This window comes from Mesorhizobium sp. M4B.F.Ca.ET.214.01.1.1 (genome assembly GCF_004791545.1).
In the GTDB taxonomy this organism is placed as follows: Bacteria; Pseudomonadota; Alphaproteobacteria; order Rhizobiales; family Rhizobiaceae; genus Mesorhizobium; species Mesorhizobium abyssinicae.
Genome location: NZ_SRUX01000014.1, coordinates 15657 through 27911 on the forward strand (window position 1 = coordinate 15657; position 12255 = coordinate 27911).

Sequence of the window (12255 nt, forward strand, 5' to 3'; positions counted from 1 at the left end):
CTGAGCCGCGCCGCTACTTCGCGTCCGTCTCGTACTGGCCGGCGATGAAGATTTCGAGGAAGCGCCGCCCGTCGCGGCGGGAGGCCTCCTGACCGGCGTCGTAATTGGCCATCGCCGTTTGCCTTTGCCTGAAGATTTCGTAGGCGCGGCGGGCGAGCGGCATGGCGGCTTCATAGCCGTTGGTCTTGGTGACAATCATGCGCACCGCCGTGGCCAGGACATATTCGGTCACCTGCGGATCGTCCCGCGCGACGTCCGCCGCGGCGGTGGCGGCTTGCAGCAGATCGCGCACCGCGAGCCCGTCGGGGGCACCGTCGCCGCGCGCCAGCACCGCGATCGCGATATAGAAGCGCGACAGCGCCGCGTTGACCGCATCGCCCGACAGGGCCGCATCCGCCTCGCTCTTCCTGAAGGTCTCCTCGGCGCGCCGGTAGTCGCCGCTGGTGAAGGCAAGTCCGGCCTGCTGCGACAGCAGCGCAAATCGCTGTTCCGGCGTCGCCGCGAAATCGCCGGCTATGTCGATGGCGGCCGCGGCCGCCTGCCGGTCGCCGGTCGCCACGGCTGCAGCGGCGAGACGGCTGAAGACGCTCCAGGTCAAACGCCGCCAGCCAGCGTCGGTCAGCGCGAGATCGCGCAGTTTCGGCTTCGACTGGCCATCCCAAGGCGAGGCGACGAGCAGATCGGCGGCGCGGCGCAGCGCCGTCACAGCCAGGGTATTGCGCCCCTCGAAAGCATAGGCGGTGCCGGAGATCGACTGGCAGTGGGCGTTCTGGAAATCGACATCATCCCCGGCAAGACCGGTATCGCCCGGCAGCATGGCCCGCGATGCGAGGGTCAGAGCGAGTTCGGTATTGCCGACAGCCAGCGCCTGGTCGGCCTTCCCGGCAAGATCGAGCGCCAGTTCGGCAGCCGACGGCAGAGCCTGCCCGGCATCGGCGCCGGTGGCGCTCTTCGCCCACGACCGGGCTTGGTCCTCCAGTTGCTTGCGCTGCGCCTCGCCGAAGCGCTCGCCCATCCACAGCGCGGTGATGGTCACGGTCTCGATCGCTTCCTTGTAGCGGCCGAGATCGGCCAGCGCATAGGCGCGCGACACCAGCAGCGAATTCTTCATGTCTGCGTCGGGCTGCTGCGCGCCGAGCAGCAGCGACAGGCCTTCGTCCGCCAGTTGCAGCGCAAACGCCGGGTTGCCGTCGAAGCGGGTGGTGTCGGCATACATGGCGTAGATGATCGCAAAGTCGGGCGTGAGCTCGCCCCTGCGGCGGGCGTCGCGCAGCGCCTCGCTGAACATGCCGCGCACTTCGGGGTAGCTGTCGTTCTTGCGGTAGGCCTCGGCGGCCTTCTCGGCCACGGCGAACGGATCGATGCGGTCGGCCAGGGCGACACCTGCCTGGAGAGACAGCAGCGACGCAGCGATGAAGCGCAGAACCGTCTTCAATAGCCGCCCTCCCCGACAAGGACGAAGGGCGCCCAGGCGGACGGGTGCGCAAGCGAGGGATCATCCTTGTCCTGCATGATGTCGAGCATGGCGAGGCGGAGCGCCTCGGCTCGGCGGAGCCTTGAGCCGCTGCCCAGCGCCGCAAGCGTCTGCGTGGTCAGACGTGCGGCGGCATCGTCGCGGACCGGCCAGTGGGAGACAAGGATCGCCCGCGCGCCGGCGTAGAGGAAGGCGCGCGCCAGGCCGGACAGGCCCTCGGCGTCAGGCCGGCCGTCACCGCCGGCGGTGTTGCAGGCCGAGAGGATGACCCATTGCGCCGACAGTTTGAGCTCCGCCACTTCGGAGGCGGTCAGCAGGCCGTCATCGCGCGCGGTGGCGACTTGCGGCGGGGTCAGCACCAGGGCTGGCTCGGCCAGACCGCGCAGGTCGCCGGAGAGCAGGCCGTGAGTGGCGAAAGCCAGGACGTCCGTCGTCGACAGGTCCGTCTGCTTGACGATGGTTTCGCTCGCCCTCGCGCCGACAAAGAGGTCCGTTTCCGGCGCGCCGAGAATGGCGGCGAGCTTGCGCAACTCCGGGCCGGTCTCAGGCAGCGGCGGCAGGTCGCGCACTGCGTCGACATTGGCGAGGCTGCCGCGAAAGAAACTTGCGGGAGGGGCGGAAGCGACCTCGACCGTCTCGCCGCCCAGCACAGGCGCGCCGAAGCCGCGAAAGGCAATGCGCTTTTTGCCGCCGCGCGGCGGCGGGTATTTGCGGATGACGGCCAGGCTGTCGACGGACGGCAAGGTGGTGAAGGCATAGTGCCTCGCCAGCCAGTCGGTCCGGCGCAGCGCCTCCGGGTCGGTGTCTTCACCGGTGGGAGCCGAGGCGACGAGTACCGACAAGGGAAGGCCGGCCAGCGGACCGTCACTGACGACGAAGACGTGGCGCGCGGCCTTCAGCGCCGGCTCGACCGGTCGGATCAGCTCGCCATAGAGGATGCTGGCCGTCGTGCGATCGAAGGGCGCGACACGCGGCTTGTCCATGCCGGGGACCAGTGTCCTGGCGCCGCGCGCGGCCGCCGCCGGATCGAGCTCGGCCCGCAACCTGGCGATGTCGCCGCCAAGGATCTCCGCACCATAGCCGGTTTCGGTCCAGGCGGTGTCATGCTTGCCGATCGCCCAGACGAAGATGTGATCGTGCCCGGCAAGCATCAGCAGCAGGCCCTCGTCCTCATCGAGCAGGGCCTGCACGTCGGCCACCGACAGCGGTTTGGGATGGGCAAGGTCGGCATAGCGCGGGAAGGACCGCGCCAGCGTGGCGTCGACGCCAACCAGTTCGGCGCGCAGAGAATCGATCTCGCCGCGCAGGCGCACCAGCGCGTCGGCGCCGCTCGCACCGGCAGAAGTCGCCTGCCCCAGCGCCTTTTCCTTCCCGCTGATCATGGCCACGATATCCTGGCGCTGGCGCACAATGCCCGCCAGCTCCGGCGAGCCGGCAGCGGCGCGCAGGCCAAGCTGCTGCAAGGCATTGCCCGCGGAGGACAGCAGCGCCCATTGCGCGGCCTCGAACGCATCCTCAAGGTGGCGGTCGGCCGCCGGCGCGACTGCCGGGGCGCCGACGGACGCCAGCCCGGCCACCAGAAGACAGATGCGCGCCAGGCGCCAAGGCGCCCGCGGCGATTTCAATTCAGCCAGCCCCAACGACAACCCCTGCCCGCCGATCGCCACGCCGGAATACGCGGCGATCGCGCCATCATTGTGATGGGGAGGATTGGATGCAAGAGGGCGGAGCGTTGGCCTCTATCAGGCGCTGAAGCGATCGGCGGCAAAAGGACCCAGCCGAGAGGCATCCACCGTGCCGCCGATCAGTGCCGCAACCAAACGTGCCGTGATCGGCGCCAAGGTCAGGCCGAGATGACCGTGGCCGAAGGCGTGGATCACCCTGGAACTGCCGCGCGAACGGCCGATGACCGGCCGGGAATCGGGCAGTGACGGACGAAAACCCATCCATTCGGACGAGTTTTGGCCAAGGTTGGGGAAGAACTGCCTGACGCCGCGATCGAGCAGCGCCAGCCGGCGCGGATTTGGCGGCGCGGCAAGCCCGCCGAGCTCGACCGTGCCAGCGACCCGCAGCCGGCCAGCCATCGGCGTCATGTAGAAACCGAGATCGACAGGACAGACCGGGCGATTGAGCGGCGGAGCATCTGTGGGGAATTCGAGATGGTAGCCACGCTCGGTGTCGAGAGGGATTTTGTCGCCGGCCTGCGCTGCCAGGATGCGCGAACGAGCGCCGGCGGCGATTACCACCGTGCCCGCCTTGATTTGAATATCGGGACCGCTCAGCCTGATACCGCCTCCCTCGGGCTGCAACCCGGTGACCTCAGCCTTGGCCCTCATCGCCCCGCGCGTGGTCGCGGCATCGAGCAATCGGCGCATCAGCGTCCCGGGATCGGTGACGTTCATCGAGTCCGGGAAATAGAGGCCCCGCGCTCCCGTCGCCGGAAGGCCGGGCTCCAGCGCGGCCACCTCTTCCGCATCCAGCACCTGCTGATGAACGCCAAACCCGGCGCGCAGCGCCCTGCCCCCGGCACCAGCGGCGAAATCGCTTTCGCGTCGATAGAGATAGAGGCAGCCTTTGCGGCGTAAGAGGTCCTGCAGGCCCGCCTCCTGCACCATTTCCTCCCAGGCCGGCAAGGCTTCCGCCAGCAACCCGGCGAGCGCCACTGCATTGGCGCGGGTGGCCGCCGGAAGCGATTGCCTGACAAAGCGCACCAGCCATGGCGCCAACTGGAAAAGTGCTGCCCAGCGCATCGAAAACGGACTGTCCGGATCGAGCAGCAGTTTCGGCAAGGCGCGCAGGACGGCCGGATTGCCCACGGGCATGCAGGCGTATTCGGCGAGCGTCCCGGCATTGCCGAACGAGGCGCCCGAGCCCGGCTCGTTGGGATCGATCAGCAGGACCTCACGGCCTTCGCCAGCAAGCCGCAACGCTGTCGCCAGCCCGACGACACCGACGCCAATGATGGCGATCTCGACTGTCCTGGACGCTGCCACCGATGACCTACACAAAACCCGGCAGTTGCAGATGACCGGCCGCGAGCAACTCGGCCATTGTGCTGAGCGCCGTGCGCAGATCCTCCTGCGAACGTGCCGCGCCGACATTGATGCGCACGCCGTGCTGGACCGGTTCGCGGCCGACCGCGAAGGCATCGCCGGGCAGCACGGCGACGCCGCGTTCCAGGCAAGTGCGGGCAAAGCCCGCGCCGCGCCAGGGTTCAGGCAGGCGCAGCCAGGCATGGGTCGACGTCGGATGCGCCTGGATATCGAAGCGGCCGAGGATTTCGCTGAGGATGGCCTGACGCTGGCGCAGCTCCTGTTTCTGGATCTCGATGATGCGGGCGGCCGAGCCTTCCTCGATCAGCCTTGCGCCGATCAGCGCCGTCAGCGGGCTGATGCTCCAGCAGTTGATGCGCAGCGCCGCCGCTACCTGGCCGGCGATGGGGCGCGGGGCGATGACGAAGCCCAGGCGCAGGCCTGGCGCCAGGCATTTCGACAGCGCGCCGAGATGGATCGTCAGCTCCGGCTCGAGACTGGCGAAGGATGGCGGCGGATCGTCGGCAAGCGGCCGATAGACGTCGTCCTCGATGATCAGCACGTTGTGGCGCCTGGCGACCGCGGCGAGATCGCGCCGGCGTTCCTCGCTCAGCGTGATCGTCGTCGGATTGTGCAGCGTCGGCACCAGGAAGACGGCGCGCGGGCGCAGTTGCGCGCAGGCGGCGTCGAAAGCGTCGGGACGCATGCCGCCGCGGTCCATGGCGATGCCCCTGAGGTCCAGCCCGTGCACGCGGCACAGCGCATTGATGCCCTGGTAGGTCACCTCGTCGGCCAACACCACCTCGCCTTGCCGGGTGACGGCGCCGAGCAGGCAGTCCAGGCCATGCTGGGCCCCGGCAGCCAGCACGACGCGGCCGGGGTCGCCATCGCCGGCAACGGATGTGAACCAGTCGGCCACCGCCACTCGCGCCCAGAGCGGTCCTTCCGGTGGATGGTAATCCTGCAGCGCGGTGTAGTGTCGGTCCTTGGACAGGCGCGGCAAGAGTGCTGCTACCGCATCGAGATAGGCCGATGTGGCGGGCCGGTTTACGGAAAGGTCGATGATGCCGCTCTGGTCGCTCGGCGCCGACACGAAGCCCGGTTTTTCGCCGGCGTCACGGGCGGCGACCGTCGTGCCGCGCCCGGGCCGCGCTTCGAGCAGCCCCTGCTCCTGAAGGGTCGACAAGGCCCGCGTGACGGTCGTGACATTGATGCCCAGCGCCCGCGCGATCTCGCGCTGCGGCGGCAACCGGTCACCGACAGCGAGCGTGCCGGCGGCGATGCGTTCGGCGATCGCATCGGCAAGACGGCGGTAGACCGGACTTTCGTCGTCGGCGAGGCGAAGATCTTGGAGCATACGGGATTCGACTACGGCTGATGTCTCACTGTTGGCGCATCTAGCATAAGACAATACTCCGTACAATAGAGCTTGTCTGACGCACAATCGCAAGACGCCCTGCCAGAAATCTCACACAATTCGTTAAAAATCGACTTGACGGACAAAGTTGTCTGCATCTATGGTCGATTTCAGGTTAATTGTGTGACCATACAAGTCGCACGACCTGCCGGGCAGCAGGCCGGTTTCCGGGAGGACGAGGCATGGATCGCAAGCCGCATCTCAGCCGCATCAAGGATTGCGGACTATGAGCGCCCGCCAGGCCGCATTGCCGGCCGCGGCGGCCACGATCGCGCCCGCCACGCAAGCAGATCCCGTCGGCAAGGGTTTCGTCGAATTCGCCGATGTCGAAAAATCCTACGACGGACGGACCTTCGCGGTGACGCGGATGAACCTCACCGTTGCGCGCGGCGAATTCCTGACGCTGCTTGGTCCTTCCGGCTCCGGCAAGACAACGACACTCAACATGCTTGCCGGCTTCGAGCGGCCGACGCATGGCACGATCACGCTTGAAGGCCAGCCGGTCGACCGCTTGCCGCCCTATCAGCGCAACATCGGCATGGTGTTCCAGAACTACGCGCTGTTCCCGCATATGACGGTCGAGGAGAACGTCGGCTTCCCGCTCTCGGTCCGGCAGGTCGGCAAGGCCGATATCGCGTCCAGGGTAGCGAGCGCACTCGACATGGTGCGGCTCAGGCAATTTGGCGACCGCAGGCCGACCCAGCTTTCCGGCGGCCAGCAGCAGCGCGTGGCGCTTGCCCGCGCCCTGGTGTTCAAGCCGAGCCTGGTGCTCATGGACGAGCCGCTCGGCGCGCTCGACAAGAAGCTGCGCGAACACATGCAGCTCGAGATCAAACAAATCCACACCATGCTCGGCGTCACCATTGTCTACGTCACGCATGACCAGAGCGAGGCACTGACGATGTCGGACCGCGTCGCTGTCTTCAACAATGGCGGCATCGTCCAGCTCGGTTCGCCCGACGATCTCTACAACGCGCCGCAGAGCTCTTTCGTGGCGAGCTTCATCGGCGAGAACAACACGCTCGAAGGCGTGGTCGATCGCGTCTCCGGCGCAGAATGCCGCGTCAGGCTGAATGGCGGCGGCGAGCTTACCGCACTCGCCATCGGCGTCGCGCAGGGCGCTCCCTGCCACGTCGCCATCCGCCCGGAGCGGCTGACCCTGACGCCGACGGCGGCCGGCGGCAATGCCCTGCCCGCCACTGTGGACGGGCGTATCTATCTCGGCGACCACCTGCGCCTTTTGGCCAGGCTCGCCAGCGACCAGGTGCTGACCGTCAAGGTCGGCCCCGAATCGACGATGGCAAACGGCGAGACCGTGACGGTCTCCTGCGCGTCCAATGATTGCCGCGCCTTTCCGGCCGATGCCGGATCGGGCGGTGCCATTCCAAAACAGGGGAAAACGAAATGACACTCATGAGGAAGACTCTTCTCGCGCTCGCGGCCGCCACGGCCTCGATGACCATCGCCGGCGCCGCCTTCACCGACGAGCTGTCGATCATGGCGAGCGGCGGCGCCTGGCAGGACGCGCAACGCAAGGCCTGGTTCGAACCTTTCAGCAAGGAGACAGGCGCCAAGATCCTCGAGCAGGAGTATCTCGGCGATCTCGGCAAGGTCAAAGCGATGGTCGAGACCGGCAACGTGCCGATCGACCTGGTGACGGTCGAGACGGCGACCGTGCTGCAGGGTTGCGACGCCGGTATCCTCGAACGCCTCGACTATTCCAAGATCGGGCCGCGCGACAAGTTCATCGAAGGCTCGGCGCTCGATTGCGGTGTCGGTCTCGACGCTTACGGCGACATCCTCGCCTACGATCCGACCGTGCTGAAAGAAGCGCCAACCTCGGTTCTCGACCTGTTCGACACGACCAAATTCCCCGGCAAGCGCGCCATGCGCAAGTTCCCGGCGCAGAACCTCGAATGGGCGCTGATGGCAGACGGCGTGGCGCCGGCAGACGTCTACAAGGTGCTGGCCACGCCGGAGGGCGTCGACCGTGCCTTCAAGAAGCTCGACACGATCAAGAAGGACATCGTCTGGTGGGATGCCGGCGCGCAGCCGGCGCAGCTTCTGGCTTCCCAGGAAGTGGTGATGACCACCGCCTGGAACGGCCGCATCCAGAACGCCATCGACAACGACAAGAAGCCATTCAAGATCGTCTGGAACAACCAGATCCTCGAATACGACATGATCTCCATTCCAAAGGGCGCCAGGAATCCGGAGCTGGCCTACAAATACCTCGCCTATATCAGCCAGCCGGAAAACAACGCCAAGCTCGCCAGCTACATCACCTATGGGCCGGTGCGCACCGACGCGGCGTCCTTCGTCGCTCCCGACGCGCTGCCGAAACTGCCGAACGCTCCGGATCACTTGAGCGGCGCCTATCTGGTTGCCGACACCGAGTTCTGGGGCGACTATGGCGAGGACCTCGTCAAGCGCTTCAACGCCTGGCTTGCGCAGTAGGCGAGAGATGTCGGCGCTCCAGCCCAGCGAACTCGACCGGCCCGCGCTGGCCCGCGGCCGGTCAGCCGCCGACGCCGACCTGAAATCGGTGTCGGCGGCGCTCCGGCGCGCCGAATTCGGCGACCGGCTGCGCACGCTGCTGCTGGCGGCGCCTTTGCTCATCCTCCTGGGGCTGAGCTTCGGCATCCCAATCGTGCTCCTGCTGTCGCGCGCCGTCTATGATCCGACAATCGCAGATGCTTTGCCCAAGACGACCGTGGCCCTGGGCGGCTGGAACGGCCAGGGCCTGCCGGGTGACGATGCCTTCGCGGCGCTCGCGGCGGACCTCAAGGACAATCAGGCCAAGGGCACGGCCTATGAGCTGGCAAAAAGCCTCAACGCCCGCCTGCCCGGCGCGCGCAGCCAGGTGCTGAAGACGGCGCGCAAGCTCGAAAGCGCCGACGGCCAGGCCGCGCTCGACGCCGTGAAATCGCTGCCGTTCTGGTCAGCGCCGTCGACCTGGCCGACGATCCGGAACGGCACTCACAGCCTCACCTCGTTCTATCTGCTCAGCGCCCTCGACCTGCGCTGGAATGCCGATGGCAGCATCGAGCGGGTGCCGCCGGAGCAGGCGATTTTCGTGCAGGTGTTCCTGCGCACCTTCTTCGTCGCCGCCGCGGTGACGCTGGCCACGCTGCTGCTGGGGTTTCCGCTGGCCTATCTCATCGCCAGCGTACCGAAGGGGCTGGCGGCCATCCTGATCGTTGCGGTGCTTTTGCCGTTCTGGACTTCGATCCTGGTGCGCACAGCCGCGTGGACGGTCCTTTTGCAGAAATTCGGGCTGGTCAATGACTTCCTGCTCTTTATCGGCGTCGCAAGCGAACGGCTCGACCTGATGTACAGCCGTATCGGCCTGATCATAGCCATGACCCATATCCAGCTGCCGTTCACGCTACTGCCGATCTACAGCGTCATGCGCACGATCCCGCCCTCGCAGATGAAGGCCGCCTATTCGCTCGGCGCCAAGCCCTTCACTGCCTTCCGCCGCGTCTACATTCCGCAGGTGTTTCCGGGCGTCATGGCCGGCTGCCTGCTCACCTTCATCTTGTGCCTGGGCTACTACATCACGCCGGCGCTGATCGGCGGCGCCAGCGACCAGCTGATCAGCAATTTCATCGCCAACTACGTCAATGTCGAATTGAACTGGGAGATGGCGGCGGCGCTGAGCTTCATCCTGCTCGTCTTCACGCTGGCGCTGTTCGGCATCTTCGCCCGCATCCTCGGCCTCGACCGCCTAAAGCTGGTGTAGCCCATGCTGTTGTCTCCCTACCCCACAACCGGCGAACGCATCCGCATCACCCTGCTGTGGATCTGGTGCGGGCTCGTCATCCTGTTCCTGCTGGTGCCGATCCTCATTCCGGTGCCGCTCTCCTTCAACAGCGGCGCCTTCTTCATCTTCCCGCTGGAAGGCATCTCGACGCGCTGGTACGAGGTGGTGCTCGGCACCCAGCGCTGGCAGTCGGCGATCGGCAACAGCCTGATCGTCGCCTTCGGCACGACGCTGATCGCAACCACGCTCGGCACGCTGACGGCAATCGCGCTCTCGGACGAGAAATTCCCGGGGCGCCGCATCGTCATGCCGCTGCTTCTGTCGCCACTGATCGTGCCGGTGGTGATCACCGCCGTCGGCTCGTACCTGTTCTATGCGCGCATCGGCCTTGCCAGCACCTATGCCGGCATTATTCTCGCGCATACCGCGCTCGCCAGTCCCTTTGTCGTAGTGACGGTGGGCGCGAGCCTTACTGGCTTCGACCGCAATCTGATGCGCGCCGCCGCGATCTCGGGCGCTAAGCCGCTGACTTCGTTCTTCCGGGTGATGTTGCCGCTGATCCTGCCCGGCGTGCTCTCTGGCGCGGCCTTCGCCTTCGTCACTTCCTTCGACGAGGTCGTGGTCGTGCAGTTCCTGGCCAGCGCCGGCCAGCGCACCATGCCGCTCGAAATGTTCATCGGCCTTCGCGAAAAGCTCAGCCCGGCGATCACCGCCGCCGCGACGCTGATGATGGCGCTGTCGATCGTGCTTCTGGTGGTGGCCAATCTTTTGGCGCGGCGCGGTCAGAAACGGCCGGGCACCGCACCCTAGATCGGTGCCCCGGCCACCGGCGTCCAGATCACATCGTCGATCCTGGTCGCGCCGGTCGCCAGCATAGCCAGCCGGTCGAAGCCGAGCGCCGAGCCACTCGCCTGCGGCATGCTGGCAAGCGCCGCCAGGAAATCCTCGTCGATCGGGTAACGCTCCTGGTAGATGCGCTCCTTCTCGTCCATCTCGGCGGCGAAGCGGCGGCGCTGTTCCGCCGGATCGGTGAGTTCACCAAAAGCGTTGGCGAGCTCGACGCCGCAGCAATAGAGCTCGAAGCGCTCGGCGACGCGGGGATCCTCGGCGCTCGGCCTGGCAAGCGCGGCTTCCGAGGCCGGGTAGCCATAGAGGATGGTGGCGCGCCCCTGCCCGAGCGCCGGCTCGACCTTCTCGACCATCACCCGGCTGAACAGGTCGGCCCAGCTGTCGTCGGGGGCGGTGCGTATGCCTGCCCTGATCAGGGCTGCGTGAAGGGCGGCGCGATCGGTGCCGCCATCGGTTGCCACCGTCGCGAGAAGATCGATGCCGGCATGGCGCGAAAAGGCCTCGGTGACGCTCAGCCGCTCCGGCTCGGCGAAAGGGTCGGCCTCGCGGCCGCGAAAGCGGAAGGTCCTGGCACCCGCCTTCTCCGCCGCCAGCGCCAGGAATTCGGCGCAGTCGCGCATCAGGCTCTCATAGGTCTCGCCGACCCGGTACCATTCGAGCATGGTGAATTCCGGATGATGCAACGGGCCGCGCTCGCGGTTGCGCCAGACCGGGCCAAGGCTGAAGATGCGCCGTTCGCCGGCGGCCAGCAGCTTTTTGCAGGCGAATTCCGGCGAGGTGTGGAGATAGAGCGGCTGGCGCGCGCCGTCCGTCCCGATCGCCTCGGTGGCGAATGCCGCAAGATGCGCCTCGTTGCCAGGCGAAACCTGCAGCGCCGAGGTCGTCACCTCGATGAAATCGCGCTCGCCGAACCAGCCGCGCAGCGCCGCAGTGATGGCGTTGCGGGCGATCAGCCGCGGCCGGCGATCGGCATGGACATCGGGCGTCCACCAGGGGGAAGCGCCGGTCATGGGCGGGAAAATCGCCGGGAAGGCTGGCGGTTCGGCGCGAGATGCGCTAGGGCGCGCGGGATGGCCGCCGTTGCCGATTTGTGGCAAGCAGCATTCTCAGGCCAAGAAACTCGATTGGGATTGAACACTGTGGTCAAGGTCATCGCCAGCTCCTTACGCAAAGGCAACGTCGTCGATAAGGACGGCAAGCTCTATGTCATCCTCTTTGCCGAAAACATCCACCCTGGCAAGGGCACGCCGGTGACGCAGCTCGACATGCGCCGCATCGGCGACGGGGTGAAGGTTTCGGAACGCTACCGCACCACCGAGCAGGTGGAGCGCGCGTATGTGGAGGAGCGCGAGCACACCTTCCTCTACTCGGACGCCGAAGGCTTCCATTTCATGAACCCGGAGACCTACGATCAGGTGGCGGTGACGGAAAGCGTGGTCGGCGACGCCGCGCCCTACCTGCAGGAAGGCATGCCCGTGCAGGTGTCACAGTTCAACGGTATCGCAATCGCGCTGGTGCTGCCGCAACGCGCCACCTTCGAGGTGGTGGACACCGAGCCGGTCACCAAGGGCCAGACGGCGTCCTCGTCCTACAAGCCGGCGGTGCTTTCCAACGGCGTGCGCACGGCAGTGCCGCCGCACATTTCCGCCGGCACGCGCGTGGTGGTGATGACGGCCGACGGCTCCTACGTCGAGCGCGCCAAGGACTGAGTTCAGGA

Annotated in this window: 10 protein-coding genes; 5 read left to right on the top strand and 5 right to left on the bottom strand. The window is 66.8% G+C overall.

What is annotated here, in order from left to right; genetic code table 11:
• Nucleotides 1-13: 13 nt before the first annotated feature.
• The 4 genes from EN857_RS24935 to EN857_RS24950 all read right to left on the bottom strand — a co-directional run bounded on the left by EN857_RS24935 (nucleotide 14) and on the right by EN857_RS24950 (nucleotide 5863).
• Entirely contained in the window at nucleotides 14-1435 is a 1422-nt protein-coding gene (locus tag EN857_RS24935; protein ID WP_127391765.1) for a hypothetical protein, read from the bottom strand.
• Nucleotides 1432-3099, bottom strand: coding sequence for a CHAT domain-containing protein (locus EN857_RS24940; RefSeq protein WP_128346640.1), 1668 nt, complete (start codon nucleotides 3097-3099; stop codon nucleotides 1432-1434). Before EN857_RS24940 ends, EN857_RS24935 begins: the two co-directional genes overlap by 4 nt.
• Nucleotides 3100-3216: 117 nt before the next feature.
• A complete protein-coding gene (locus tag EN857_RS24945; RefSeq protein ID WP_135859293.1) occupies nucleotides 3217-4467 on the bottom strand; it encodes an FAD-dependent oxidoreductase in 1251 nt (416 codons plus the stop codon).
• Between the two features lie 7 nt (nucleotides 4468-4474).
• Complete coding sequence (locus EN857_RS24950) at nucleotides 4475-5863, bottom strand: PLP-dependent aminotransferase family protein (protein WP_127394258.1); 1389 nt, start codon at nucleotides 5861-5863, stop codon at nucleotides 4475-4477.
• Between the two features lie 286 nt (nucleotides 5864-6149).
• Between EN857_RS24950 and EN857_RS24955 the strand changes: the two genes are divergently transcribed.
• Genes EN857_RS24955 through EN857_RS24970 form a run of 4 tightly spaced genes read left to right on the top strand, consistent with a single transcriptional unit; the run spans nucleotide 6150 to nucleotide 10499 of the window.
• Entirely contained in the window at nucleotides 6150-7331 is a 1182-nt protein-coding gene (locus EN857_RS24955; RefSeq protein ID WP_135859294.1) for an ABC transporter ATP-binding protein, read from the top strand.
• A 5-nt stretch (nucleotides 7332-7336) separates the two neighbouring features.
• Nucleotides 7337-8380 (top strand): ABC transporter substrate-binding protein, encoded by a 1044-nt coding sequence (locus EN857_RS24960; RefSeq protein ID WP_187331445.1) that lies wholly within the window; start codon nucleotides 7337-7339, stop codon nucleotides 8378-8380.
• Nucleotides 8381-8387: 7 nt separating this feature from the next.
• Nucleotides 8388-9668: an ABC transporter permease gene (locus EN857_RS24965; RefSeq protein ID WP_127393393.1), complete on the top strand. Its 1281-nt coding sequence runs from the start codon at nucleotides 8388-8390 to the stop codon at nucleotides 9666-9668.
• 3 nt (nucleotides 9669-9671) lie between these two features.
• The gene (locus tag EN857_RS24970) at nucleotides 9672-10499 is read left to right on the top strand and encodes an ABC transporter permease (protein WP_127284937.1); all 828 of its coding nucleotides are present in this window, start codon (nucleotides 9672-9674) and stop codon (nucleotides 10497-10499) included.
• Here EN857_RS24970 and epmA read toward each other — a convergent pair.
• On the bottom strand, nucleotides 10496-11548 hold the full coding sequence (gene epmA / locus EN857_RS24975; protein WP_127284936.1) for an EF-P lysine aminoacylase EpmA: 1053 nt from the start codon (nucleotides 11546-11548) through the stop codon (nucleotides 10496-10498). The genes EN857_RS24970 and epmA overlap by 4 nt on opposite strands.
• 129 nt (nucleotides 11549-11677) lie before the next feature.
• Here epmA and efp point away from each other — a divergent pair, with 129 nt between their 5' ends.
• The gene (gene efp / locus EN857_RS24980; RefSeq protein WP_127284938.1) at nucleotides 11678-12247 is read left to right on the top strand and encodes an elongation factor P; all 570 of its coding nucleotides are present in this window, start codon (nucleotides 11678-11680) and stop codon (nucleotides 12245-12247) included.
• Nucleotides 12248-12255 lie beyond the last annotated feature (8 nt).